The 26,144-nt window shown below is 62.3% G+C and carries 25 protein-coding genes; 3 read left to right on the top strand and 22 right to left on the bottom strand.

Going from position 1 to position 26,144, the window contains the following annotated elements; all coding sequences use genetic code 11:
• The first annotated feature begins 3 nt into the window (after window positions 1-3).
• Together AC0J5Z_RS12770 and AC0J5Z_RS12765 are read left to right on the top strand one after the other, a co-directional pair.
• A complete protein-coding gene (locus AC0J5Z_RS12770; RefSeq protein WP_475032659.1) occupies window positions 4-948 on the top strand; it encodes an alpha/beta fold hydrolase in 945 nt (314 codons plus the stop codon).
• Window positions 945-2,027 carry a glycosyltransferase family 4 protein gene (locus tag AC0J5Z_RS12765; RefSeq protein WP_475032656.1) on the top strand — a complete coding sequence of 361 codons (1,083 nt, stop codon included), beginning with the start codon at window positions 945-947 and terminating at the stop codon, window positions 2,025-2,027. The genes AC0J5Z_RS12770 and AC0J5Z_RS12765 overlap by 4 nt, the downstream gene beginning before the upstream one ends.
• A gap of 19 nt (window positions 2,028-2,046) precedes the next feature.
• Here AC0J5Z_RS12765 and AC0J5Z_RS12760 read toward each other — a convergent pair whose 3' ends face one another.
• From AC0J5Z_RS12760 to pyrR, 13 genes are all read right to left on the bottom strand, one after another.
• Window positions 2,047-4,143 (bottom strand): primosomal protein N', encoded by a 2,097-nt coding sequence (locus tag AC0J5Z_RS12760; protein WP_475032653.1) that lies wholly within the window; start codon window positions 4,141-4,143, stop codon window positions 2,047-2,049.
• Between the two features lie 161 nt (window positions 4,144-4,304).
• Window positions 4,305-5,534, bottom strand: coding sequence for a methionine adenosyltransferase (gene metK / locus AC0J5Z_RS12755; protein ID WP_475032650.1), 1,230 nt, complete (start codon window positions 5,532-5,534; stop codon window positions 4,305-4,307).
• A 76-nt stretch (window positions 5,535-5,610) separates the two neighbouring features.
• Window positions 5,611-6,867, bottom strand: a complete 1,257-nt coding sequence (coaBC, locus tag AC0J5Z_RS12750; protein WP_475032649.1) for a bifunctional phosphopantothenoylcysteine decarboxylase/phosphopantothenate--cysteine ligase CoaBC — start codon at window positions 6,865-6,867, stop codon at window positions 5,611-5,613.
• Window positions 6,868-6,894: 27 nt separating this feature from the next.
• Window positions 6,895-7,155, bottom strand: a complete 261-nt coding sequence (rpoZ, locus tag AC0J5Z_RS12745) for a DNA-directed RNA polymerase subunit omega (protein ID WP_017197559.1) — start codon at window positions 7,153-7,155, stop codon at window positions 6,895-6,897.
• A 39-nt stretch (window positions 7,156-7,194) separates the two neighbouring features.
• Window positions 7,195-7,767 (bottom strand): guanylate kinase, encoded by a 573-nt coding sequence (gene gmk / locus AC0J5Z_RS12740; protein WP_475032645.1) that lies wholly within the window; start codon window positions 7,765-7,767, stop codon window positions 7,195-7,197.
• Window positions 7,768-7,788: 21 nt separating this feature from the next.
• Entirely contained in the window at window positions 7,789-8,115 is a 327-nt protein-coding gene (mihF, locus tag AC0J5Z_RS12735) for an integration host factor, actinobacterial type (RefSeq protein WP_207593660.1), read from the bottom strand.
• 97 nt (window positions 8,116-8,212) lie between these two features.
• On the bottom strand, window positions 8,213-9,088 hold the full coding sequence (gene pyrF / locus AC0J5Z_RS12730) for an orotidine-5'-phosphate decarboxylase (RefSeq protein ID WP_475032641.1): 876 nt from the start codon (window positions 9,086-9,088) through the stop codon (window positions 8,213-8,215).
• Window positions 9,081-12,389 carry a carbamoyl-phosphate synthase large subunit gene (gene carB / locus AC0J5Z_RS12725; protein ID WP_475032638.1) on the bottom strand — a complete coding sequence of 1,103 codons (3,309 nt, stop codon included), beginning with the start codon at window positions 12,387-12,389 and terminating at the stop codon, window positions 9,081-9,083. Before carB ends, pyrF begins: the two co-directional genes overlap by 8 nt.
• Window positions 12,389-13,636, bottom strand: a complete 1,248-nt coding sequence (gene carA / locus AC0J5Z_RS12720; RefSeq protein ID WP_475032636.1) for a glutamine-hydrolyzing carbamoyl-phosphate synthase small subunit — start codon at window positions 13,634-13,636, stop codon at window positions 12,389-12,391. Before carA ends, carB begins: the two co-directional genes overlap by 1 nt.
• Window positions 13,617-14,138, bottom strand: a complete 522-nt coding sequence (locus AC0J5Z_RS12715) for a PH-like domain-containing protein (protein ID WP_475032634.1) — start codon at window positions 14,136-14,138, stop codon at window positions 13,617-13,619. Before AC0J5Z_RS12715 ends, carA begins: the two co-directional genes overlap by 20 nt.
• Window positions 14,138-15,463 carry a dihydroorotase gene (locus AC0J5Z_RS12710; RefSeq protein ID WP_475032632.1) on the bottom strand — a complete coding sequence of 442 codons (1,326 nt, stop codon included), beginning with the start codon at window positions 15,461-15,463 and terminating at the stop codon, window positions 14,138-14,140. The genes AC0J5Z_RS12715 and AC0J5Z_RS12710 overlap by 1 nt, the downstream gene beginning before the upstream one ends.
• Complete coding sequence (locus AC0J5Z_RS12705; protein ID WP_475032630.1) at window positions 15,463-16,470, bottom strand: aspartate carbamoyltransferase catalytic subunit; 1,008 nt, start codon at window positions 16,468-16,470, stop codon at window positions 15,463-15,465. The genes AC0J5Z_RS12710 and AC0J5Z_RS12705 overlap by 1 nt, the downstream gene beginning before the upstream one ends.
• A complete protein-coding gene (gene pyrR / locus AC0J5Z_RS12700) occupies window positions 16,467-17,051 on the bottom strand; it encodes a bifunctional pyr operon transcriptional regulator/uracil phosphoribosyltransferase PyrR (RefSeq protein WP_014921974.1) in 585 nt (194 codons plus the stop codon). The genes AC0J5Z_RS12705 and pyrR overlap by 4 nt, the downstream gene beginning before the upstream one ends.
• 110 nt (window positions 17,052-17,161) lie before the next feature.
• Here pyrR and AC0J5Z_RS12695 point away from each other — a divergent pair, with 110 nt between their 5' ends.
• Complete coding sequence (locus AC0J5Z_RS12695) at window positions 17,162-18,457, top strand: PrsW family intramembrane metalloprotease (RefSeq protein WP_475032626.1); 1,296 nt, start codon at window positions 17,162-17,164, stop codon at window positions 18,455-18,457.
• A gap of 62 nt (window positions 18,458-18,519) precedes the next feature.
• On the opposite strand, the gene nusB is transcribed toward AC0J5Z_RS12695, so the two are convergent.
• From nusB to ruvX, 9 genes are all read right to left on the bottom strand, one after another.
• A complete protein-coding gene (nusB, locus tag AC0J5Z_RS12690; RefSeq protein WP_011774956.1) occupies window positions 18,520-18,930 on the bottom strand; it encodes a transcription antitermination factor NusB in 411 nt (136 codons plus the stop codon).
• Entirely contained in the window at window positions 18,930-19,493 is a 564-nt protein-coding gene (efp, locus tag AC0J5Z_RS12685; protein ID WP_011774957.1) for an elongation factor P, read from the bottom strand. Before efp ends, nusB begins: the two co-directional genes overlap by 1 nt.
• Before the next feature lie 155 nt (window positions 19,494-19,648).
• Entirely contained in the window at window positions 19,649-20,170 is a 522-nt protein-coding gene (locus AC0J5Z_RS12680; protein WP_475032624.1) for a tetratricopeptide repeat protein, read from the bottom strand.
• Window positions 20,167-21,258, bottom strand: a complete 1,092-nt coding sequence (aroB, locus tag AC0J5Z_RS12675; protein ID WP_475032622.1) for a 3-dehydroquinate synthase — start codon at window positions 21,256-21,258, stop codon at window positions 20,167-20,169. The genes AC0J5Z_RS12680 and aroB overlap by 4 nt, the downstream gene beginning before the upstream one ends.
• Complete coding sequence (locus AC0J5Z_RS12670) at window positions 21,255-21,812, bottom strand: shikimate kinase (RefSeq protein ID WP_475032620.1); 558 nt, start codon at window positions 21,810-21,812, stop codon at window positions 21,255-21,257. Before AC0J5Z_RS12670 ends, aroB begins: the two co-directional genes overlap by 4 nt.
• Window positions 21,812-23,011 (bottom strand): chorismate synthase, encoded by a 1,200-nt coding sequence (gene aroC / locus AC0J5Z_RS12665; RefSeq protein ID WP_475032618.1) that lies wholly within the window; start codon window positions 23,009-23,011, stop codon window positions 21,812-21,814. Before aroC ends, AC0J5Z_RS12670 begins: the two co-directional genes overlap by 1 nt.
• Window positions 23,012-23,037: 26 nt before the next feature.
• Entirely contained in the window at window positions 23,038-23,892 is an 855-nt protein-coding gene (locus AC0J5Z_RS12660; RefSeq protein WP_475032614.1) for a shikimate dehydrogenase, read from the bottom strand.
• Entirely contained in the window at window positions 23,889-25,556 is a 1,668-nt protein-coding gene (gene mltG, locus AC0J5Z_RS12655; protein WP_475032611.1) for an endolytic transglycosylase MltG, read from the bottom strand. Before mltG ends, AC0J5Z_RS12660 begins: the two co-directional genes overlap by 4 nt.
• Window positions 25,553-26,143 carry a Holliday junction resolvase RuvX gene (gene ruvX / locus AC0J5Z_RS12650; protein WP_475032609.1) on the bottom strand — a complete coding sequence of 197 codons (591 nt, stop codon included), beginning with the start codon at window positions 26,141-26,143 and terminating at the stop codon, window positions 25,553-25,555. Before ruvX ends, mltG begins: the two co-directional genes overlap by 4 nt.
• Window position 26,144: the final 1 nt, after the last annotated feature.

Below are 26,144 nucleotides of genomic sequence, written 5' to 3'. Positions count from 1 at the left end.
CGTATGGACAACGTGGACACCGCGCACTCGCACCAAGGCGCGCAGGCCCCCAGCGAATTCTTCAGCAAGTCCTTGCCCGGACGGACGCGCGGCTCCGATGTGGAGGTGGACGGCAGCAATGTGGCGTATTGGACGTACGAACCGGTCAACGAAACACCTGCCACCCGCACCATCCTGGTCATCCATGGCTTCCGGGGAGACCACCACGGCTTGCTGCGCGTAGCCGACCACCTTCCTGAAATGCGGATCATCATGCCGGACCTGCCAGCCTTCGGGAGCTCGGAACCCTTCGTCGCGGATGAACACAGCGTTGAGCGCTATGGCAAGTTCATCTCCGGCTTCATGTCCGCGCTCGGTCTGGATGACAAGACTGTCCTGCTGGGCCATTCCTTCGGCTCGATCGTGGCCAGCCACTTTGCAGCAGCGAATCCTGGAACCATCTACCCGCTGATACTGATCAACCCCATTGCGGCACCCGCATTGGAGGGTCCCAAGGGCATCATGACCAAGCTTGCCGTGCTGTACTACCAGGCGTCGGCCAAGCTCCCGCGCCGCGTGGGACTCGCGGTCCTCCGAAACCGTGCGATCGTCCGGGTCATGAGCATCACCATGGCCAAGACCAAGGACAAGGCCCTCCGCCGTTTCATCCACGGCCAGCACGACGCATATTTCAGTGCCTTCGCAGACAGAAAAAGCCTGCTCGAATCGTTCAAGGCCTCCGTCTCAGGCAACGTGGCCGAAGTCGCCGGGAAACTAACCCTTCCCGTGCTGCTGATCGCCGGCGAAAAAGATGAGATCGCCACTCTTCCCAACCAGCACAAACTCATGAAGCGCCTCCCTGACGCAAAGCTGGAAGTGATTCCGGCCGTCGGGCATCTAATCCACTATGAGACGCCGGTTGCAGCAGCAGCAGCCATCCGCACCTTCCTGGAGGAACATCCCGCGTGAAAATTGTCATCGACGCCCGCTTTACCAGAACGGACCACCACGATGGCATTAGCCGCTACGGTTCCAGCCTCATAGCCGCTACTTCCAAAATCGCCGATGTCACCATGCTGATCAGCGACAAGCGCCAATTGGCTCTGCTGCCTGACGTTCCGTATGAGATAGTCAACAGCCCGTTGTCCCCCTTGGAGTTGTTCGTCGCGCACAAGATCAACCCCCTGGGTGCCGACGTCGTGGTGTGTCCCATGCAGACCATGGGCACCTTCGGGCGCCGCTACGGACTGGTACTCACCCTCCACGACCTCATTTACTACGAACACCCGACTCCCCCAGGCTTCCTGCCTGCACCCGTGCGCCTGCTGTGGAGGCTCTACCACAAGGCGTTCTGGCCGCAGCGGATCCTGCTGAACCGCGCGGATATTGTGGCGACAATCAGCCGCACCACCGAGGCCCTCATGGCCAAGTACAAACTGACAAAGCGTCCCGTGCGGATTGTGGGCAACGCACCCCAACCCGGTCAAAAGCCCCGCGAACCCGAAGCCGGTGCAGACAAATCCCTTCTCTATATGGGATCGTTCATGCCCTACAAGAATGTGGAAACCATGATCCGGGGCATGTCCGAACTGAACGATTACACGTTGCATTTGCTCAGCCGGATCACCCCTGAGCGCAAAGCTGAGTTGGAGGCCATGGTTCCCGACCGAGCCAAAGTCCAGTTCCACAACGGTGTAACTGACGCTCAGTACGACGAACTGCTGCTCAGGGCAACTGCGCTCATCAGCCTTTCCCGCGCCGAGGGGTACGGTTTGCCGCTGGTGGAGGCCATGGCGCTGGGTACCCCCGTCATTGCAAGTGATATTCCCATCTTCCGCGAAGTAGGCGGCGACGCCGTCAGTTACGTAGATCCGGAGTCGCCCTCGGAGTTCGCGGCAGCGGTGACTGCGCTGGGCGACGATACACTCTGGCAGCAGCGCTCCCGTAGGTCAGCCCAACGCGCGTCCGAGTTCAACTGGGACGAGTCGGCGCGGCAGCTCCTGGCTACGGCGGAAGAAGTCGTGGCCCGGCGTCAACGGAAGGGGTAGCCACGGGCCCAGCCACGGCTTAGAGGACGTCTACACCATCCAGACGCAGCTGCACCGGGCCCGACGTTCGTTTGGCTGCGCTGGCCACCTTCACGGCCCGCATGGCACGGGTAGCTGCCGCAGCGTCAGCGTAGGGAATGAAGTAAAGCGTCCTGACCTCCGCATCGGTCTCATCGGCTGACGTTTGGGCACCGCCGAACAGCTGCACCGGCGCAGGTCCGGCTTTGCGAAGTTTCGCTGCCGACGCCAGCTCGGTGTTGGCTTCCAGCGCGTCACTGAAATGCACGACGTCGGCCCTTGCGCCGGTTACGGAAGCCACCCGGACCGCTGGGGGCAGCTGCAGTTCCTTCCGAAGCGCCAGTTCACGTGACGCGTAGCCGGAAGCGTCCCACCGCAACAGCGCTCCCGTCGCCGCGGTGTCGTCAGCGGTAATCACCACGAGTCCACCTTGACTGGCCGGCTTCACGAGGGAGGCGGCATTGAACCATCGGCGAACAGTATCCTCCCCCGCCCTGAGGTTTTCCCGACGGAGCAGCGAATTCCCGTCCAACAACAAAGCGGCTGCATAGCCGTAGGGAGCCACCGGCTCAGCGCCTACCGTGGCGACCACCAGGGCGGGCACATCCGGGACCGCGGCCTTGATGTGTTCGCCGGAGGACGTCACCACGGCTTTGCCAGGAAACGCCCGCCCCAACTCCTCGGCCGTCCGCATGACTCCGGCCGCTCCCCGACGCAGCTTTGTCCCGCTGCAGTGGGTGCAACGCCATTGAGGAGCCGGGGTGGAGCACCACCGGCATGCCGGCATGGCGGAACTGCTGGACACGGCCAACGGTCCCTGGCAGGCGTTGCAGCGTGCCAGTTCCCGGCATGTCTCGCACACCAAGGACGGGGCGTATCCCGCCCGGGCCACCTGAACCAGAACCGGGCCGCGTTCCAGGCCTTCCTTGGCCGCCCGCCACGCTGCACCGGGCAAACGGGCAATGCGCGCTAGGGGGTCGCGCTCCTGTTCGAAGCTGTCAGCCGTGTTGAGGACCCGGGGCACAGTGGAACGGACTGTGGTTCTTGGTGCCTCGATGGGCACCGCCCACTGCCTTTCAACAAGGCGTTGGAGTTCGGTGCTGCGGCTATGGGAAGCCATGAGGCAGGCGGCGTTCTCCTGCTCGGCCCGCAGGAGAAGGACCTCCCTGGTGTGCGCATAAGGAGCCCGTTGTTCGATGTGGAGGTCATCGCCGTCGTCCCAGCACACCACCAAGCCAAGGTCGCGAACAGGAGCGTACGCCGCCGAACGGGTACCGATAGCAACACCTGCAGATCCGCTCAGCAGACGCAGGAAGTTCCTGTAGCGGGGAGTCTGGCCATCATCCGCGGTGAGCCGGGCGACGTCGGAAGATGGCAAGACATTGGCCAGCGCGACCTCGAGTTGCTCAAGGTCGCGGTAGTCGGGAACTACCACCACCGCGCCTCGCCCTGAGGAACGGACCGTCGCAACAGCCGAGGCGACGAGCGCCGGCCAGCCGCCAGGACCGAACCCCTGAAGGGCCGTGAGGACCGCCCTTGGCGAACCGCCACTGGCGAGGTGCTGCAGGTATGGCGATCCGTTGGAGTAGGAAGTCCAGGCATGGGCATCCCTGAGCGGTTTCAGGTCCACCACGCCGGCATCGAAATCTCCGAGCAGTAGTTCCTTCTCCACCTTCGCCACCCGCGGAGGAACAGCCGTACGAAGGACATCGCTGAGCGTACCGGCGTACCGGGCAGCGACTTTGCCGGCCAGCTCTGCAATACGCGGGGTTAGGACGGCAACCGGAGACACAACCTTGTGCAGGGCCGTCAGCGGGTGCGCTGCATCCGACGATTCACGCCGCTCGATGACATAGCCGTTCAATTCCTGTCCGTTGAACTTGACCTTCACCCGGACGCCGGGAACAGCCGAATCAGCGAGCTCGGCGGGAACGCTGTAGTCAAAAGGCCTGTCCAAATGTGGCAGGGACGAGTCCAGGACGACGCGGGCAACGGGATTCTCAGCCGCCAAAGGAGGTCCGTTGGCGGGCAGCCGATCGGGAAAACCTTGCAATAGCGAGGGTTGAAGTAACGACGGCTGGGCCTCGTGTCCTGCCATGTACTTCACCTCCATTCATCGCGCGGAAAACCACCGCGCACCATCAACGCAGAATGCCCGCAGCGGGATCGACCCGCTGCGGGCATCTCTCTGGCTCCAGCCAACCACGAACCACCGACAAAACAACATCGGAGGCAAGGACCTTCCGGGAGGGACAGAAATCAGGCGTTGAAGTATTCCTTCAGGTCATCCACCCGGTCCAGGCGTTCCCACGTAAAGTCGGGGTCGTCGCGGCCGAAGTGACCGTGGGCTGCCGTCTTGGTGTAAATGGGCCGCTTGAGGTCAAGGGCATCAATGATGGCGCGGGGCCGGAGGTCGAACAGTTCGTCGATGGCTTCGCTGATGCGGGCCGGATCAACGGTTTCCGTGCCAAAGGTCTCAACGTACGTTCCAACAGGGCGTGCCTGGCCAATCGCGTAGGCGATCTGGATCTCGGCGCGCTTTGCCAGTCCTGCAGCCACCACGTTCTTTGCGACCCACCGCATGGCATAGGCGGCCGAGCGGTCCACCTTTGACGGATCTTTGCCGGAGAAAGCCCCACCACCGTGGCGGGAGAATCCACCATAAGTGTCCACGATGATCTTGCGGCCCGTGAGGCCCGCGTCACCTACAGGGCCGCCGATGACGAAGGCACCGGCAGGGTTCAGGATGTTCGCAGTGCGTGCGATGTCCAGGTTGGACGACGACATGACGGGGTCGATCACATAGCTTGCAAGGTCCGCGCGAAGCTGCTCAAGGCTGGCCTCTTCTGCGTGTTGGCTGGAGATGACCACAGTTTCAACGGAAACCGGCCTGTCGCCGTCGTAGCCTACCGTGACCTGGGTCTTGCCATCAGGGCGGAGGTAAGCCAACTCCCCGTTCTTGCGGACTTCGGTCAGCCGCTCGGACAGACGGTGGGCAAGCCAGATGGGCGTGGGCATGTACGACGCCGTCTCATCGCTGGCGTAGCCGAACATGATGCCCTGGTCGCCTGCGCCCTGGAGGTCGTAGTCGTCCTCCTGGCGGCCTTCACGGGCCTCGAGTGAGTTGAACACGCCACCCGCGATGTCGTTGGACTGCTGGCCGATGGACACGGACACACCGCAGCGGGCGCCGTCGAAGCCGTTGGCGGAGGAGTCATACCCGATGCCAAGGATGGTCTCGCGGACTATCTGCGGAATTTCCACATAAGCGTCGGTAGTGACCTCACCAGCCACGTGCACCAAGCCCGTTGTGGCCATGGTTTCAACGGCCACACGGGATTCAGGATCCGCAGCCAGCAGCGCATCCAGGATGGCATCGCTGATTTGGTCGCAGATCTTGTCCGGGTGCCCTTCAGTGACCGACTCGGACGTGAAGAGCCGGAGTTTGGACGGGGTGCCATGGTGTTCATGGTGCAGCGGTAAAGTCACTCGACCACCTTACTGGGTTGCGGGACGGCGGCATCTGCCGTGTGTCCCTTTGCTAAGAATTCGGGTGTGGGATCAGTTACACGGCTGGAAAGACCCGCGTGAGCTCGGCGCCCACCCGATCAATCACAGCAGCGGCGACGTCGGCCTTGGAGCCAGCGGCCGACTGCGGTTCGGCTCCATGGCCGGAAAGGATAACCACGGAATTGTCGTCCTGGCCGAAAACGCGGCCAACGCCCACCTGATTAACCACCAGGAGGTCGCAGCCCTTGCGCTTGAGCTTGGCCGTTGCGTGCTCCAGGACATCGCCCTGGGCGTCGCCGGTTTCGGCCGCGAAACCGACGATCAGCTGCTGACCGCCTTCGGCGTTGCGGCGTTCCACGAGCTCATGCAGGATGTCCGGGTTCCGGATCAACCGCACAACTGGGGCGTCCTCGCCGTCGACCTTCTTGATTTTGGTGTCCGACACCTCTGCCGGACGGAAGTCGGCGACTGCGGCAGCCATGATGACGACGTCGGATTCCACCGCCGCTTTCAGCGCGGCCTCGCGCAGCTCCAACGCCGATTCAACGCGGACAAGCTCGACGCCGGCTGGCGGCTCGACGTCCATATGAGCGGCAAGGAATCTCACAGTTGCCCCGGCAGCCAGGGCTGCCGCTGCCAATGCCGCACCCTGCTTTCCCGAGGACCGGTTACCCAGGAAACGGACAGGATCCAGCGCTTCCCTGGTCCCGCCGGCTGAGATTGTCACGGTGCGGCCCGCCAAAGATGTGTGCGTGGCCGGCGATGCCTTCGCGTCGCCGTCCACGGCAGCCTCGGCCAAAGCCATGGCAGCCGCAAAGATCGCTTCCGGCTCAGGTAAGCGGCCCGGACCTGAGTCAGCACCTGTGAGGCGCCCGGACGCAGGCTCGAGCACCGTGACGCCGCGACTGCGCAACGTCTCTACGTTGGCTTGCGTTGCGGCGTGCTGCCACATTTCAGTGTGCATCGCCGGGGCGAAGAGCACCGGTCCGTGCGCCATGAGGAGCGTGTTGGTGAGGAGGTCGCCTGCTTGCCCGGTTGCGGCCTTGGCCAAAAGGTCAGCTGTGGCGGGTGCAACCACTATCAAGTCGGCCTCGTGTCCCAAACGGACGTGGTTGACCTTCTCAACGTCGTCAAAGACGCTGTTACTCACAGGGTTGCCGGAGAGAGCCTCCCATGTGGCCACTCCGACAAATCGGGTTGCTGCTTCCGTAGGAATGACCGTCACCTTGTGACCGGCTTCAGTAAAAAGCCGGAGGAGCGATGCAACCTTATAGGCTGCGATCCCTCCCCCGACTCCGAGGACTATGCGCACGTGACCTCCGTCAACAGGCAGTCTTTGTTATTCTGCGGGCTCGATCGGCGTGGAAACCAGAAGGCCTTCGTTGATCTCGCGGAGTGCGATGGACAGCGACTTCTCGTTCAGCTTGGTGTCAACCAACGGGCCGACGTACTCGAACAAGCCCTCGTGCAGCTGTGCGTAGTAGGCGTTGATCTGACGGGCGCGCTTGGCGCCGAAGATGACCAGGCCGTACTTGGAATCAGCAGCCTCAAGCAGCGAATCGATCGGCGGGTTGATGATGCCTTCAAGGTTCGTGGACACGAATTCTCCAAATTTTAGCGGGCCAACAAATGCAAGCGCTTAGCGCTGGTGCGGGGTAAGCCCCATGAGTGAAACAAGCTCGTCCGCTGCCCGGCGAACGTCGTCATTGATGACGGTGTGGTCAAACTCCGGTTCAGCAGCAAGTTCCAGTTTAGCGGTTTCCAGCCTGCGCTGCTGTTCCTCGGGAGTTTCGGTGCCGCGGCCCACCAGGCGGCGGACCATTTCGTCCCAGCTGGGCGGTGCCAGGAACACGAAATTCGCGTCAGGGACCGCAGCTTTGACTTGTCGCGCCCCCTGGAGGTCGATCTCCAGCAGCACTGACTTGCCGTCGGCGATGGCCGCATCAACAGTGCTACGAAGCGTTCCATAGCGGTTCCGGCCATGCACCACGGCCCACTCCAGAAGTTCACCCTCAGCGACCAGGGAGTCAAACTCCTCGGCAGACTTGAAGAAGTAGTGAACGCCATCCTTTTCGCCCGGGCGCGCAGCCCTGGTGGTTGCCGATACTGAGAGCCAGACCTCTGGATAGTTGTCCCTGATGTAGGTGGATACGGTTCCCTTGCCAACGGCGGTGGGGCCTGCAAGGACAGTCAGTCCGGGTTTCTTGCTCACGGATTCCTTCGGGGAGATGCGTCAAACGCTTTGCTGGGTATCCATAAAATCTACCAGCGCCCGGGCCTGATGAATTCCCAGCCCCCTGATGCGCCGGGATCCAGCAATGCCGATCTCCGCCATGATCCCGGCAGCCCTGACGGGCCCAATGCCCGGCAGTGCCTCCAGCAATTCCACTACCCGCATGCGCGCGATCGCTTCATCCGTTGCGCCGGAAGAAATCAACTCCGCAACGCTCACCTCGCCGCGCTTGAGCCTTTCCTTGGCAGCGGCACGCACGGCCCGCGCCTTGGCGGCCTTTTCAAGCGCATCGGAACGCTCCTGCGGTGTCAGCTCTTTAAGGCCCACTGCCAAACCCCTGTCAGATCGCGATTGTGATCCAGATCACGCGGATTGATCCTGAACCTACCGGCAGGCGCCCGGTTGCGCAATGAGGGTTGGCAACTTACTCGGCGCGAAGGCCGCCCAGGGTCTCTTCTGTTGCGGCACGCAGGGCCGCCACGGACGGACCGGCGGCCAGGATCCCCCGGCTGGAGGTCGCCAGGACAGTGGGATAAGCAGCGCCGAACGTCGCGCGGAGATCAGCCGGAGTAGCGCCCTGGGCACCGAGTCCCGGGGCCAGAATCGCACCGCGGACCGGGCCAAGGTCGATGTCCAGGTCCTCAAGCGCTGAACCGATGGTGGCGCCAACCACCAAACCAACGGAACCAAGTGCGCCCTCGCAGCGCTGGTTCTCTGCTGCAGCTGCGCCCACAATCCTGCGCGCAACGGAATCGCTTCCACCGACGTGCTGGACTGACTTCCCTTCGGGATTGGAGGTCAACGCGAGCACGAATACGCCCCGGCCGTACTGGGCAGCCAGTTCCAGCGCAGGGCGCAGCGATTCAAAGCCAAGATACGGGCTCAGGGTCACGGAGTCCGCAGCCAAGGACGAACCATCCCGTAACCAGGCATCCGCGTACGCCGCCATGGTGGAGCCGATGTCTCCACGCTTGGCATCAGCGATGCTGAGCACTCCGGCGTCCGCGGATGCGGCCAGAGTGCGCTCAAGGATGGCCATGCCCGCTGACCCGTGGCGCTCATAAAGTGCCACTTGCGGCTTCACCGCGGCAGCGAGGGAAGCCACGGCCTCCACCACTGTCAGGGAAAAGCGCTCCAGCCCCGCGGCGTCGTCGTTCAACCCCCAGTCAGCCAAGAGCTGCGGGTGCGGATCGATTCCGACGCAGAGCGGGCCGCGGGCGGCCATGGCGGCAGCCAGCCGGGAGCCAAAGGACTCCCGGGCCGGCTGCTGCGCTTGCTGTGGTGAAGCAGACTCAGGCATTGGCTGCTTCCACAGCTGCTGCCAGGTTGGCCGCGTGCTCCTGCAAGCTGGTCACGGACCATTCATAAGTGCGCAGCGCCTCGATGGCCTGCACTGCGGCGTTGAACTCAGCAACTGTGGTGATGCAGGGGATGCCGATGGATGTTGCCGCTGCGCGGAGTTCGTATCCGTCGCTGCGGGCCTCGCCACCGGAAGGCGTATTGAAGACCATGTCGATCTCGCCGGCGATGACCAGATCCGCGATGGTGCCTTCGCCCTCGGCGCTGCTGCCTTCGGCCACCTTGCGGACCGGGGTCGCCTGGATGCCGTTACGGCGCAGGACATCAGCTGTACCGCCAGTGGACACGATCTCGAAGCCGAGGTCGGAGAGGCGTTTGACGCCCATGATCACCGAGCGCTTGTCCCGGTTGGCCACCGAGACGAAGATCTTGCCTTCGGTAGGCAGTGCGTTGTTTGCAGCTGCCTGGCTCTTGGCGAATGCGGTGTCAAAGTGCTTATCGATACCCATGACTTCACCGGTAGAGCGCATTTCCGGGCCGAGCAGGGAATCGACAACCTTCCCTTCGGGAGTGCGGAAGCGGCTGAACGGAAGGACTGCCTCCTTGACGGCAACCGGAGCGTCCAGCGGAAGCGTGGACCCATCTCCGGTCTCCGGCAGCATCTTGTAGGCGCCCCGGAGCTGGTTGATGGTGACGCCGGTGCCGATGAGTGCGGCAGCCTTGGCCATCTGAACGCCCGTTGCCTTGGAGACGAACGGAACGGTGCGGGAGGCTCGCGGGTTCGCTTCAAGGACGTACAGGACATCGGAGGCCAGTGCGAACTGGATGTTGATAAGGCCGCGGACGCCCACGCCTTCGGCAATGGCACGGGTTGCCGTGCGCACGCGCTCGATTACGTTGTTGCCCAACGTAATCGGAGGAAGCACGCAAGCGGAGTCACCGGAGTGGATACCGGCTTCTTCGATGTGTTCCATGATGCCCCCGAGGTACATGTCAGTGCCGTCGAAGAGAGCGTCGACGTCGATTTCAACCGCGTCTTCCAGGAAGCGGTCAATCAGCACCGGGTGGTCCGTGGTGATTTCCGTGGCGTTGGCAATGTAGCGGGAGAGGTTCGCTTCGTCGTAGACGATCTCCATGCCACGGCCGCCCAGGACGTAGGACGGGCGGACCAGCACAGGGTAGCCAATTTCGTCGGCGATTTTCTTGGCGTCCTCGAAGGAAACGGCAGTGCCGTTCTTCGGGGAGGTCAGGCCTGCCTCGTCCAGGACGCGGGCGAAGGCGCCACGGTGCTCGGCGAGATCGATCGCTTCCGGCGACGTGCCCAGGATGGGAACACCGGCGTCAGCCAGCTGCTGTGCCAGCTTCAGCGGAGTCTGTCCCCCGAGCTGCACGAAGACGCCCATGACGCCGCCGGTGCGCTCTTCGGCTGCGATGACCTCGAGGACATCCTCAAGGGTCAACGGCTCGAAGTAAAGGCGCGTGGAGACGTCGTAGTCCGTGGATACGGTCTCGGGGTTGCAGTTGACCATGACGGTCTCATAGCCAGCCTTGCGCAGCGCCATGGAGGCGTGGACGCAGGAGTAGTCGAACTCGATGCCTTGGCCGATACGGTTGGGGCCTGAGCCGAGGATGATCACGGACGGCTTGGAGTGCAGCCCTACTTCGTCTTCTTCGTCGTAGGACGAGTAGTGGTACGGGGTGTAGGCGGCAAACTCTGCGGCGCAGGTGTCCACCGTCTTGTAGACCGGGCGAATGCCCAGGGCCTGGCGAACGCCGCGGACGACAGCCTCGTTGTTGTGCGTCAAGGCACCGATCTGCTCATCGGAGAAGCCGTGGCGCTTGGCGTTGCGCAGCATTGCCTCGGTGAGGACACCGGCCTTGCGGATCTCCTGAGCGGTCTCGTTGAGCAGCTGCAGCTGGTCCAGGAACCAAGGGTCGATCTTGGTGGCCTCGAAGAGGTCTTCCACGGTGGCGCCACCCAAGAGAGCGCGCTGCACCTGGTGCAGGCGGTCGGTGGTGGGTCGCTTGGCCTTCTCGATGAGTTCGGCAACCTCGTACTCCGGCACGGAGCTGAAGTCCAGCTGCGAGCCCTTCTGCTCAAGGGAGCGCAGAGCCTTCTGCAGGGCTTCGGTGAAGTTGCGGCCCATGGCCATGGCTTCGCCAACGGACTTCATGGTGGTGGTCAGCGTGTTGTCCGCTGCCGGGAACTTCTCGAATGCGAAGCGCGGAACCTTGACCACTACGTAGTCCAACGTGGGCTCAAAGGAGGCCGGCGTCTTCTGCGTGATGTCGTTCGGAATCTCATCCAAGGTGTAACCCAAGGAGAGCTTGGTGGCGATCTTGGCGATGGCGAAGCCGGTCGCCTTGGATGCCAGGGCGGAGGAACGCGATACGCGCGGGTTCATTTCGATGACCACCACACGGCCCGTGGCGGGGTCGATGGCGAACTGGATGTTGCAACCACCGGTGTCCACGCCAACTTCGCGAATGACGGCAATGGAGACGTCGCGCAGCTTCTGGTACTCGCGGTCCGTAAGGGTCAGGGCCGGAGCAACCGTGATGGAGTCGCCGGTGTGGACACCTACGGGATCGAAGTTCTCGATGGAACAGACAACAACGACGTTGTCGTTCTTGTCGCGCATCATCTCGAGCTCGTATTCCTTCCAGCCGAGGATGCTCTCTTCGAGCAAGACCTCGGTGGTGGGGCTGTACTGGAGGCCCTGGCCGACGATGCGGCGAAGGTCGTCCTCGTTGTACGCCAAGCCCGAGCCCAAACCACCCATGGTGAAGGACGGACGGACCACCATCGGGTAGCCCAGGTCCTCGGCAGCCGCGAAGGCCTCTTCCATAGTGTGGATGATGTGACTGCGGGCAGATTCTGCACCACAGCGCTCCACGACGCCTTTGAACTTCTCGCGGTCTTCGCCAAGCTCGATGGCGGCAATGTTCGCGCCAATAAGTTCCACGTTGTACTTCTCCAGCACACCGTTCTTGTCGAGAGCGATGGCAGTGTTCAGAGCCGTCTGGCCACCCAACGTGGGCAGGATGGCGTCCGGGCGCTCCTTGGCGATGATCTTCTCCACCACCTCCGGGGTGATGGGCTCAACGTAAGTGGCATCAGCGAACTCGGGGTCCGTCATGATGGTGGCCGGGTTGGAGTTCACGAGGATGACCCGCAGGCCTTCCTCCTTCAGGACGCGGAGCGCCTGGGTGCCGGAGTAGTCGAACTCGGCCGCCTGGCCGATGACGATCGGGCCCGAACCAATGACAAGGACGCTATTGAGATCTGTACGTTTGGGCATTACTTCTTGTCCTCAGTCTTGGATTCGGTGGAGTTGGCGCCTGTGGCCTTGGACTTGGTATCGGCCATAAGGTCGATGAAGCGGTCGAAGAGGTAGGCAGCATCGTGCGGGCCGGCAGCGGCTTCGGGGTGGTATTGGACCGAGAAGGCCGGGATGTCGAGGCAGGCGAGTCCTTCAACGACGTCGTCGTTCAACGAAACGTGGCTGACTTCCACGCGGCCGTAGCGCTCCTCCGGAGCCACAGTTGAACCGTTCAGAGGTGCATCAACGGCGAAGCCGTGGTTCTGCGAGGTGATTTCCACTTTGCCCGTACGGCGGTCCATGACCGGTTGGTTGATGCCGCGGTGGCCATAGCGGAGCTTGTAGGTTCCGAAGCCAAGGGCGCGGCCGAGAATCTGGTTGCCGAAGCAGATGCCGAAGTAGGGCAGCTTCTCGTCCAGCACTGAACGCAGCAGCGAGACCTGGTGGTCTGCCGTGGCGGGGTCGCCAGGTCCGTTGGACATGAAGAATCCGTCCGGGTTGACCGCATTGACGTCCTCGAGCGTGGACGTGGCTGGCAAGACGTGGACGCGGACGCCGCGCTCGGCAAAACGCACGGGCGTCATGGCCTTGATGCCGAGGTCGACGGCCGCGATGGAGAAGCGCGGCTCGCCTTCCCAGCCGTGGTCCTTGGGTTCCACGACGTAGGCCTCGTCGATGGAGACCTCCTCAGCCAACGCTGCCCCTTCCATTGGAGCGCTGGCCAGAACGGTGTCCAGCAGTTCCTTGTCGGTGGCCTGTGCGGCCTCGCCCGAGAAGATGCCGGCCCGCATGGTCTTGTGCTCGCGGAGGTGGCGGGTGATGGCACGGGTGTCTACGCCTTGGATACCAACGATTCCCTGCTCCACAAGTTCGTCGTCGAGGCTCCGCTCAGAGCGCCAGTTGGAGGGGCGGCGTGCGGCATCGCGCACGATGTACCCGGCAACCCAGATGCGGCGGGATTCAGCGTCTTCGCTGTTGACACCGGTGTTGCCGATGTGCGGCGCAGTCTGGACCACCAGCTGGCGGGCGTAGGAGGGATCGGTGATGGTCTCCTGGTAGCCGGTCATGCCGGTTGCGAAGACGGCTTCTCCGAGAGCGGTTCCCTGGGCTCCGTAGCTGCGGCCGCGGAACATGCGGCCGTCTTCGAGCACCAGCACTGCTGCTGAGGGGGTGGGTGTGGTGGCTGCTTTACTATCCGTCACTTTATTACTTTCCACTATCGGCATCTGCCTGAGGGGCTGCGGAGATCAATTCCTGGAGGGCTTCGAGGAGGAGCTGTTTGTCGGCTGCGTGCCTGGATCGGAAGCCGGTGTCGAGTTCCCTGGCGCCAAGCCTCCAGTTGATGACAAGGAGTCCGTCCTTTTCGACAAACTTCCCGGCCATACCGTTGGCTTCACGGCTGTCCACCAGGGCTGTACGCGGGATGAAGACCGGGGAGGCACCGGAGCGGTCGAACAGCACGCCTTCGGCGTGGATGCTCAGTTCCGCATTGGTCCGGATGCCCAGGCCCTGAACCGCGATCCGGTCAAGCCAGTCACCCGCCGTTGTGGTGGCCACGTACTGGCCGTCTGCGACCACAGAGGCTGGCGTCAGCCGCTCCGGCACCTCGGGAAGGCGTTCGACGTCGGCTTGTCGCCTCAGCCGGTTCCGCCACCCCAGCCATATCATCGCCAGGACGACGACGATCAATGGCACCGTGATCAACACGGTAAGTGTCTGGTTGTCCATTAGTTACTGCTGACTGCCGGGTACCGGTACGGCGTGTTGAGCTGGCCATTGAGAACCGTGGGGTGGCCCTTGAAGAAGGTTGCCACAACGGAACCGGGCAGCTCTTTGCCTTTGAACGGTGAATTGCGGCCCATGGTTGCCATTTTATGGGGGTCAACGGTCCATCGCGCAGCCGGGTCCACGAGGATGACGTTGGCTGGCTCTCCAACTTCGAGGGGCCGGCCTTGGTCAGCAACGCGGCCAATCACTGCGGGAGTGAAAGACGTCACCCTCGCGAAGTCGGCCCACGTCATGAGGCCGGTTTCGATCATGGTTTCCTGAACCACGGAGAGAGCCGTTTCAAGGCCGGTCATGCCCATGGCCGCCTGTGCCCACTCGCATTCCTTGTGCTCACTGGGGTGAGGGGCGTGGTCAGTTCCCACCACATCGATGGTGCCGTCCGCCAAGCCTTCGCGGAGCGCCTGGACATCTGCGTCCGTGCGCAGGGGCGGGTTCACTTTGTAGACGGGGTCGTAGCTGCGGACCAGTTCATCCGTGAGGAGAAGGTGGTGAGGGGTGACTTCGGCCGTGACGTTGATGCCACGCGCCTTCGCCCAGCGCACGATTTCAACGGATCCGGCGGTGGAAACGTGGCAGACGTGAAGGCGGGATCCAACGTGCTGGGCCAGCAGGACGTCGCGGGCGATGATGCTTTCTTCGGCAACAGCAGGCCAGCCAGTCAATCCGAGCACGGCGGAGACGGCGCCTTCGTTCATCTGTGCCCCGGCGGTAAGACGGGGTTCCTGCGCGTGCTGGGCCACCACGCCGTCGAACGCTTTGACGTATTCCAGTGCGCGACGCATCAGGACGGGGTCGTGCACGCAAATGCCGTCATCGGAGAACATCCGGACCTGGGCGCGGGAGTCCGCCATCGCGCCCAATTCGGCGAGTTGCTCCCCTGCCAGTCCGACGGTGACTGCGCCCACCGGGCGAACATCCACCCAGCCGGACGCACGGCCCAGGCTGTGAACCTGTTCCACGACCCCTGCCGTGTCTGCCACCGGGTTGCTGTTGGCCATCGCGTGGACCGCGGTGAATCCACCCAGGGCGGCGGCTCGTGTACCGGTTTCCACAGTTTCGGCGTCTTCGCGGCCGGGCTCGCGCAAGTGGGTGTGGACGTCAACCATGCCCGGCAGGGCTACGAGGCCCTGGGCTTCGATGACCGTTGCCTGGTCAGCGGACAGGTCCTTGCCTCGTGCTTCGATCATGCCGTCGCGGATCAGGAGGTCTTCAGCCTCGCCGCCCAGGATGGCGGCCCCACGAATCAGGTAGGTGTTTTCGGCCATCAGTTGGTCTCCTTGCTGGACTGGCTTATGTTCGGTGCGGCTTCCCGGGAGTCCCCGGAGAGCAGCAGGTACAGGGCGGCCATGCGGACCGAGACGCCGTTTCGCACTTGGGCAAGCACAGTGGAGCGCGGTGAATCAGCGGCGGCCGAAGAAATTTCCAGGCCCCGGTTCATGGGGCCGGGGTGCATGATGATGGTGTCCTTCATGCCGAGATCGTCCAGCGCTCGGAGCCTCGCGTCGTCGAAACCCCAGCGGCGCGAGTACTCGCGGGTTGAAGGGAAGAACGAGGCATTCATGCGCTCACCCTGGACACGCAGCATCATCATGGCGTCGATGCCGGCTTCCAGCGTTTCGTCCAGGTTGTAGCTGACCTTGCAGGGCCAGTGCTCGACGCCGATCGGCAGCAACGTCGGAGGCGCCACCAAGGTAACTTCGGCACCCAAAGTCTTTAGCAACCAGACGTTGGATCGGGCGACACGGGAATGCAGGACATCCCCGGCAATAGCTACCCGCATGCCCTTGAGGTTTGCTCCCGTGGACTCGGTGCCGTTGACCTGTGACCAATGACGACGCATGGTGAAGGCATCCAGAAGCGCCTGCGTAGGGTGCTCGTGGGTGCCGTCCCCGGCGTTTATTACGGCAGCGTCAATCCAGTCCGTGGCAGCAAGCCTGTGCGGTGCCCCGGAAGCCCAGTGGCGGATGACGACGGCGTCCGCACCCATCGCTGCGAGTGTCTGCGCTGTGTCCTTGAGGGATTCCCCTTTGGAAACCGAGGATCCCTTGGCGGCAAAGTTGATGACATCGGCTGACAGGCGCTTGGCTGCGGCCTCGAAAGAGATACGCGTACGTGTGGAGTCTTCGAAGAAGAGATTCACCACAGTCCGGCCGCGCAGCGCCGGCAGTTTCTTCACTTCACGCTCGCCCACAGCGGACATTTCCTCTGCCGTATCCAGGACACGGATGGCATCGAAAAGACTGAGGTTTTCGGTAGAAAGGAGGTGCTTCACTTGCCGGCCTCAATAACTACCTCGTTGACGGGCACACCGTCAACGGAGTCGATCTCCTCAAGGTGGACCCGGACCTTTTCAGATGAAGAAGTAGGCAGGTTCTTACCGACGTGGTCTGCCCGGATGGGAAGCTCGCGGTGTCCTCTGTCCACTAACACAGCCAAGCGGACGATCCGTGGGCGGCCAAGGTCAACCAGGGCGTCCAATGCGGCGCGAATGGTTCGGCCCGAGTACAGGACGTCGTCGATCAGGACAACTACTTTGTTGTCGATGCCGGACAACGGGAGCCGGGTGTGGCGTGGGGGCCTCGTGGGCTGGTGGGAGAGGTCGTCACGGAACATGGTGACGTCCAGTTGACCGACCATTGTTTCGGCATTGACCGTAGGGTCGGCTGCAGCGATTTTGTTGGCAAGCCGTACGGCCAAGGGATAGCCGCGGCTGGGAATGCCCAACAGGACCAGGTCCTGGGAGCCTTTGTTGGCTTCGAGGATCTCATGGGCGATACGAGTGAGCGCACGATCAATGTCCGCCTGATTGAGAACAACCCGCGACGGCACGTGTGCTGAAGTGACTTCAGTCATCGCTCGTCTCCCCTTTCCCCGCCTCACGGGACGGAATTAAAAAAGGAATATTTGCTTTTCAAAGCTACCACAGCGGCCCTTTCCAACCTCACCGGGGGCTGGAGTGACGGGTGAGTTTAAGCTCACACTCCACGCTGTGGAATAGGCTCTTGCCCATGACCATGAACCACCACGGCCAACCCGGCGGACAACCCTATCCGCGGCCCTACTTGGAACCTGGTGCCAATCCCACTTGGATTGGCCGCGTCCAGCCCGGAAACTATCAACCGGCTCCGGGTAATCCGACGTCACTCCCCCAGCAGACCTGGGCCAAGCCGCCGGTCCCACGTGGACGCGGCTCCTGGGGGACGCTCCCGTTGGTCATCGCTGGCGCGGTGCTGGCTCTCGGCAGCCTGTTGCTGGTGGTGCCGTTCCTGCTGGGCAACACGGGTGTGACCGGATTCGTGGTCGGCTTCATTGCTTCCTTGATTCCGCTGTCCGTGGTGCTGTTGACGGTACGCCTGATCGACCGCTGGGAGCCCGAGCCGAAGCGACTCCTTTGGTTCGCCTTTACGTGGGGTGCCGCCGTGTCCATCGCCGGGACGCTGCTCATCCAGCCGCTCTTCGCACTTGCCGCACCAACCTCCAGCGAAGAAGCCTTCACCTACTTCATGGCCACAGTCCAGGCCCCCATCGTGGAAGAGGTCACCAAATCGTTGGGGCTTCTGGTCTTGATCCTGGCAGCACGCAAGTACTTTGACGGCCCCGTGGACGGCGTTGTGTTCGCCTTTACAATTGCCGCCGGCTTCGCCTTCACGGAGAACATCCTCTACTTCGGACGCGAAATAGCTTCCTCCGCCGATCCAGGTACTGACTTGGTCCGAATCTTCATCCTCCGCGGCGTCATGTCGCCGTTCGCCCACGCGGTATTCACGGGGACAACCGGGCTGATCATTGGTTTCGCTGCCCGGAAATGGCACTCGGGGTACGCAGTCCTGGCGTTCTTCATCGGCTTGCTGCCCGCAATGTTCCTGCACAACCGCTGGAACAGCATGGGGCAGAACTTTCTGGTGGAGTACTTCGTGGTCCAGGTTCCGATCTTCCTGATCGCCGCGGTGGGCATCATCCTGCTCCGGGTCGCCGAAGGAAAACTCACCCGCCAACGGCTCCTCGAGTATGCCCGGGCGGGTTGGTTCACGCCAGCGGAAGTGGAGATGCTGGCCACTTCAAGAGGCAGGCGGCAGGCTGTTCGCTGGGCAGCTTCGCGCGGCCGAGGAAGCCAGATGAAATCATTCATCAAGGGAGCTACGGCATTGGCCTTCACGCGGCAACGGATACTCAGCGGCCGTGACGTCCACATTCACCAGCACGACGAACTTGAACATCTCCGCAGCATTCCCTCCCTCAGGGCAGCGGTCCTCCAGTAATGGAAAAGGACCCGCATCCTCTTGGATGCGGGTCCTTTTTCATCTCATCGCGCTACGAATGACTACGCGAGGAGAGAAGGCTTGAGTTTCTGCAAGCGGCCAAGCAGTCCGTTGATGAAGGCGGGTGACTCGTCCGTGGACATCGTCTTGGCGAGGGCCACAGCTTCGCTGACAGCTACGCCGTCCGGAACTTCATCATTGTAAAGAAGCTCCCACGCGCCGATGCGAAGGATGATGCGGTCTACCGACGGCATCCGTTCCAACGTCCAGCCCTGAGCGTAGGTCTGCAGGAACTCATCAATGGTTGCCTGCATGGAAACAACACCCTCCACAATTTCCACCGTGTAGGGGTTGATGACAAGATCGGTCTTCTCCCGGCGCGCTGTCATCGCGTCGAAAGCCGAAACGGAGCGCTGCTCCGCCTCGAAAAGTACTTCGAGTGCCCTACTACGGGCTTTACCGCGTGCGCTCACTAGTCGTTGACCCGGCCCAAGTAGCTGCCATCGCGGGTGTCTACCTTGACTTTGGTGCCCTGCTCAACGAACAGCGGAACCTGGATTTCGTAGCCCGTCTCAACAGTTGCGGGCTTGGTGCCTGCCGAGGAGCGGTCGCCCTGAAGGCCCGGCTCAGTGTACGTGATTTCGAGGACAACGCTCGGGGGCAGCTCGATGTACAGCGGCGTGCCCTCGTGGATGGCAATGTTGACCATTTGGTTCTCGAGCATGAAGTTGGTTGCGTCACCCACGGTGGCACCGGACACGGTGATCTGGTCGTAGTCCTGGGTGTCCATGAAGACAAAGTCTTCGCCGTCCTGGTACAGGTACTGGTAGTCACGGCGGTCAACCGTTGCGGTTTCGATCTTCAGGCCGGCGTTGAAGGTCTTGTCGACTACCTTGCCGGACATGACGTTGCGCATTTTGGTGCGAACGAAGGCGCCGCCCTTGCCCGGCTTGACGTGCTGGAACTCAATGATGTTCCAGAGCTGGCCCTCGAGCTTCAGTACGGTCCCGTTCTTGATGTCGTTTGTGGTTGCCACTCGTATCCTCTGGTTTCTCTCACTGGTTCAAGCTGCCAGTTCGTCTATGCCAAGCAGGCATGCCAAACGGCCCGCCAGCGCGTATTTATCAAAAATCCAAGAACCATTCTACCGGCAAATACGCCTGGGCCTTGCGGGCTGTGTTTCCCGCGGCTTCAGGAAGCAAGTTCCAGGACATTCCGGGCCCTCTGCAGGGCGACGGCGGAAGAGTAGATCAGCGCGGCATCGGCGGCCATGGCGACGCGCAGGTCCAATGCCCTGGCGAACTCCTCGGAGGCGGCCAATGCATTGCCGCTGACGAAGTAGGCCCGCCCCAAGTACTGGTGCACGATCGCTTCCTTCGAGCTGCCCTGAACATCCTGCAGCAGGTGACGGAACAACTGCACAGCACGGTCCAGTCGGTTGGTTGCCCGGTGGACCTCCGCTTCAAAAATCCTCAAGCGGAAGGACTCAGGATCCTTGTAACGCGCCTCGGCCAACAGCTCGGCTGCTTCGTTGGGCTGGTTCTCGAGCAGCAGGGCCATAATGCGATCCGCGGGGTCTTCCGACGCCGCAAGGGCGGACTCCATGGCTTCCTCATTGACAACCACAGGAAGCAAAGTGTCCGGGTTCATCCGGACTCCGGGAAAGCCGGCTGTCGGCCAGTCGCTGACGCCTTCACGAAGGGCAATGGTCACGATGCTATCTCCTGGTAGGCAGCAAACAGGAGGGACGTGTCAGGAACCTCAAGGATGCCCGGCTTGGCCACGCCATCAAGGACAACGAACCGGAGAAGGTCGCCACGGGACTTCTTGTCCCGGCGCATCCCGTCCAGAAGACCCTGCCAGCGGTCCCTGCGGTACGTGATGGGCAAGCCGAGGCTCTCCAGGATGGTACGGTGCCGGTCCGCATCAGCATCGGACAAACGCCCGACGCTTCGCGACAACTCGGCAGCAAACATCATTCCCACGGAAACGGCGGCACCGTGACGCCACGAGTAGCGTTCCACAAGCTCTATGGCGTGGCCCAGGGTGTGTCCATAGTTCAGGATTTCGCGGAGGCCGGATTCCTTGAGGTCCTGGGAAACGACGTCAGCCTTCACCGAAATCGCACGTTCAATGAGCTCCCGGACAACATCCGAACCCGGATCCATCACTGCGTCACTGTTCTTTTCCACGAGGTCGAGGATCGCGGGATCGGCGATGAATCCACACTTAATGACTTCTGCCATGCCGGAGATGAGCTCGTTCTTAGGCAACGTCTGCAGGGTGTCCAGATCGGCCAAAACTGCAGCCGGTGGATGGAAGGAGCCCACAAGGTTCTTGCCTTCGGCCGTGTTGATGCCGGTCTTTCCGCCCACCGATGCGTCCACCATGCCCAGAAGGCTCGTGGGCATGTGGATAACTTTGACGCCCCGTAGCCACGTAGCTGCAACAAATCCTGCGAGGTCGGTGACGGCGCCGCCACCGACAGCCACAATGGCATCCGATCGTGTGAAGTCGTTCTGGCCCAGCACCTGCCAGCAGAATGCGGCAACCTGGATGTGCTTGCCTTCTTCCGCGTCCGGAATTTCGGCCGTGAGCGCCGTGAATCCAGCAGCTTCCAGCTCATCGCGGACCGTATCGCCGGTCAATCGCAGAGCTCGCGGGTGGATGACCAGAACGCGCCGGACACGCTCGCCAAGCTTGCCTGGCAGCATTCCCAGGAGGCCACGGCCCACCACGACGTCGTAATTCTCATTGACTGACTGGCCGGTCACCTTGATGACAGTTGCTTCGTTGCTCACTTTTCAACTTCCTCTTTCAAGGCTGCATGCTGGCGCAGCCGCTCCTCCAGCTGGAGGCCAATTTCCGCCACGGATCCTGAACGGACGTCCATGACGATATCCGCGAGTCGTTCGTAGACGGGACGCCTGGTGGCAAATAAGGCTTCCCATCGGGTCATTGCGTCACCTTGCAAAAGCGGCCTGCCGGTGTTTCGCGCAATCCGGTCTGCAACGGTTTCCGCGTCGCATTCCAGATAGACCACAGTGCACTCCCCCAGCAACTGCTGGGTTCCGGAGTCGAGAACTGCTCCCCCGCCCAACGAAATGATGGCTGGTTGCCCCTTGGCGGACTCGATGGACTTCGCCACCGCCCGCGCTTCAATCTCGCGGAAGGCGTGCTCCCCCCGCCCGGCGAAGATGTCCGCGATGCTGCCGTGGGCAGCAACCACTACTGCGTCGGTGTCCACAAACGGCAGACCGAGCTGCTGGGCCAACTGTTGGCCGATGGCCGACTTGCCCACAGCCATGGGGCCTACGAGAACAACTGGGCGGCCATCCGGGATAGCGCGGCCCACTACCGGCCGACCGAGTCCAGGGTGGCCGGGATGCTCTCAAGGTAGCTCTGCAGGTTCCGCTGGGTCTCGGCCACCGAGTCGCCGCCGAATTTCTCGGCAACAGCCTCGGCCAGGACCAACGCCACCATGGCTTCGGCCACCACCCCGGCCGCGGGAACAGCACAAACGTCTGAACGCTGGTGGTGGGCCTTGGCGGGCTCACCAGTGCTGACGTCAATGGTGCGCAAGGCGCGGGGAACCGTGGCGATTGGCTTCATGGCCGCCCGAACTCGAAGAACCTCGCCGATGCTCATGCCACCTTCGATGCCACCGGCCCGGTTGGTCTGGCGAACGATCTTCCCGTTCCCGTCCTTGAGGATCTCGTCGTGGGCAGCAGATCCACGACGCGCAGCGGTGAGGAAGCCGTCGCCCACTTCTACCCCCTTGATGGCCTGGATGCCCATGAGCGCAGCGGCCAGCCTCGAATCCAGTCGACGGTCCCAGTGCACGTAGCTGCCCAGTCCCGGTGGCAGGCCGTAGGCGAGGACCTCAACGACTCCGCCGAGGGTTTCGCCTTCCTTGTGGGCAGCATCCACCTCAGCAACCATTGCGTCGGAGGTCTCGCGGTCGAAACAGCGCAAGGGATCTGCGTCGAGGGCAATGACGTCCTTCGGCAACGGCAGGGGCCGGCCTTCCGGCACAGTTACGCTGGCAATGGAGACTGTGTGGCTCACCAGTTCCACGCCAAGTTGCTTCAGGAACTGGGCGGCAACAGTGCCGAGGGCTACACGCGTAGCGGTCTCGCGTGCACTGGCGCGTTCAAGGACCGGGCGGGCTTCGTCGAAACCGTACTTCTGCATGCCCGTGAAATCCGCATGTCCGGGGCGTGGGCGCGTCAAAGGGGCGTTGCGGGCTTGGTCGGCGAGGACTTCAGGGTCCACGGGGTCAGCAGACATGATCTGCTCCCACTTGGGCCACTCGGTATTGCCAACCTGGATGGCCACCGGGCCACCTTGTGTGAGTCCGTGCCGGACGCCACCCATGATGGTGACTTCGTCCTGCTCGAACTTCATGCGGGCGCCACGGCCATAGCCCAAGCGGCGACGCGCCAACGCGTCACGAATCTGCCCACTGGTGAGCTCAACACCGGCGGGCACGCCTTCAACAATTCCGATCAGTGCCGGACCATGGGATTCTCCGGCAGTCAACCAACGCAACATATAACCAATCCTGCCATGTAAGGGCTCTAGAACACTCGCCGGGGAAGCCCGACTGAGTCGCACATCACATCTATGACGGCGGCGTCCACGTCACAGCCGCTGAAGCGCCTGATCTGCTCCGCCGCCTGGTACATCAGCATCTCCAGCCCCGGGACTACAGCTCCCCCGTGACCGTGCCATACTTCGGCCAAGCGGCTGGGCCAAGGATCGTAGGCGACGTCCAACATGACACCAGCCCCGGTTCCCGGCAACGCTGAAAGCTCCTCCGCCAAGGAATCGGCGGCACGTGGTGGAAACGTTGAGATCACCAGATCCGCGCCGGCCACAGCGGTTGCCGCTTCGGTCAACGGCCTGACGGTGAGGGAAATTCCGACGGCGGCCGCGGCGGCTTCCGCGTCACCGGCACGTCCGGCGTCGCGAACGAAGACGTCGACGTGACGGGCACCCAGTTCCTGCACAGCGGCAACCGCCGCCGCCGAGGTGCCGCCGCCACCAAGGATGGCAGCGTGGGGTGCAGCAACGACACCCGCGTAGCGGACCGCTTCAACTATGCCTGCAACATCCGTGTTGTAGCCCACCCGACGCACCTGTCCGGCGTCGTGCTCGAAAACGACAGTGTTGATGACGCCCAGATGGGCACCGGCGCCGCGAACTTCGTCCACTTCTTTGACCATGGCCGACTTCAGCGGCATGGTTACCGAGAGGCCACACCAAGCCTCATCTCCGCGGAGCGAGTCCATGAACGAAGGAAGCCGTTCCACAGTGACATCGATGGCCGAGTACTCGATATCCACACCCAACTTGGCGTAGGCAGCAGAGTGCAGTGCCGGAGACTTCGAATGTGAGATCGGGTGGCCCAGGACTGCGGCGCGACGACTCACACACACCGTCCCGCGTTGGCCTGGCACCAAGCGTTGTACTGCTCAACATAGGTGTTGTGCTCAGCCAGCGTCTTGGAGAATTTGGTCTCCTTGGAGTCCAGATTGATGGTCACCCAGTAGAGGTAGTCATTTTGTGTCGGTTTGGCCGCGGCGTCGATGGCTGTCTTGCCCGGTGAACCAATAGGTCCCACTGGCAGCCCAACATTCGCGTAAGTGTTGTACGCGTTGGACTTATCGGCCTTCTCTTCCTCAGTGAGGTGGAAGGACTTCTTACCCAGCCCGTACGTCACAGTTGCATCCGATTGGATCAGACCGCTGGTCTCAACGTTATTGGGCTTGAGCCTGTTGTAAATGGCGCCGGCCACGTTTCCGTAATCTGCTTGACCGCCTTCGGCCTGGACGATGCTGGCAATGGTTACGGTGTCGTACTGCTTGGCGGGGTCCGTAACTCCTTGGGCTTTGAGTTCATCAAGTGTGGTGGTCACCAGCTTCTGGATGATGTCCTTGGCGGACGTACCCAGTTCGAAGCGGTATTCCCCCGGAGCCAGGAAGCCTTCCAGGTTCTTTGCCTTGGCAGGAACCCCGAACTGCGCCGGCGCCTGGTTAAGGGCGTTGAGCTGTTGTATCGGTATGCCCGAACCCTTGGAGATGGCCTCCAACGATTCATTGATACGCAGACCCGCACTCAGGGCAAAGTACATGACCTTGGAAGCGTCCTTGTTCACGAGGACCGCGACGGCATCGGAGTTCTTCATTTCCGTGCGGAACGTGAACTCGCCGGGAGACAACTCACCGCCTTCACTCAGGAATTCCTCCACAAAAGCATCAGCGTCCGCCACCACGCGGTTCTGTACAAGGGCGTTGGCCACGGCCTTGGGACCGGACCCCTCAGGCACCGTGATGTTCACAGATCCCGTTCCCGGGCCTGGATAGTCAGTAACCCTGTCCATGCCGAGCAAGGGCTTCAAGAACTGCGCGCCTATGGCGATGGCGGCAACGAAGACACCCAGCGTGATCAGAAGAGCCAGAATACGACGGCGGCGGCGCGCCTTCTTTTCGGCGGCCTTGGACGTTGGATTGGCAGCAGGAGCAACCAAATCATGGTGGTGCTCATCATGAAGATGGACGTCGTCATGAAGTTCTTCATGAATGCCGGCCTCGTAATGGGCGTTGTGCGTCGCGTACTCGTGGCCGTCGGCGGGCGCTTCCGGATGTCCCGCGAAAACAGGTTCGTGTTCCATGTCACTGTGCTGGATGTCACCGTGATCAACCTCAGCGTGCCCACTGACCTCATGGAAGGGGGCTTCATCCCCGTGGACTTCCTGGCGGGTGCCTTCTGGTGCACCATGGGCTTCAGTTGAGTGAACCTCGGGATCGTCAGCCTTATTGACAGGTACCGGGGACGCTACAGGTGTTGGGGGCACTGGGGGCGCCACAGGTGTTGGGGGCACCACAGGGGCAGGTGGAACTGCCGGCACGGGTCGGGGCAATTCCGGCTCAACGTCTGCTGAGGGAGCTGCCTCTCCCGGAGTCGCTTCGGGAACGGGCACCACGTTGTGGTTCTGCGTGGCGAGGAATCGTTCACGCGCCCGCAGCTCTTTGCGGGTCAGCGGCATGCCGCCGCCGGCGGTACCGCTGGAGGGGTCGTTGTTGACCGGGCTCACTGTTGCAGTCCCCTCGTAGAAGAATCGGATTCACAGCCGGAGGCAGCCCGCAGCGTTGGGGCACTGCTGGGTTTTTCGGACTGCACCGGTGCCTGCACTCGGCGGCCAACGTCCGTTCCTCTGGCTTTTTGCATGTCGATTGCATGCTGCAGTATTCCAGCAGCGGCAACCTGATCAACCACTTTACGGTGGTTCTTGCTGCTCATGCCAGCTTCGTGCAGGTTCCGGTGCGCCGTCACGGTGGAAAGTCGCTCATCCACGAGGTTTACGGGAACGTCCAAACCGACGCGCAGAAGCTCGCCGACCAGGAGGTCTGCGTAGTCTGCTGCCATCTGCGCAGACGCCCGTTCCTCACCCTTCATGGTCCGTGGAAGACCCACAAAAACCTGCACCACCGGCAACTCCGCGACGTGCTTGACTACCAGGCGCACATCGGAGTTCTTTTTGGTGTCCCGTCCTACCGTCTTGAACGGTGTTGCCAATATCCCGTCGGGATCGCAGATGGCCAGACCCACCCGGACGGTACCGACGTCTACCCCCAGCTTGATGCCGCGGGGGTAGACGCCACTGTCAGTACGGGAATCCACC

This window comes from Paenarthrobacter sp. TRD_SC_7, assembly GCF_056156245.1.
Note: the sequence above shows the minus strand (reverse complement) of the source record. Positions and strands in the feature narration are given on the sequence as shown.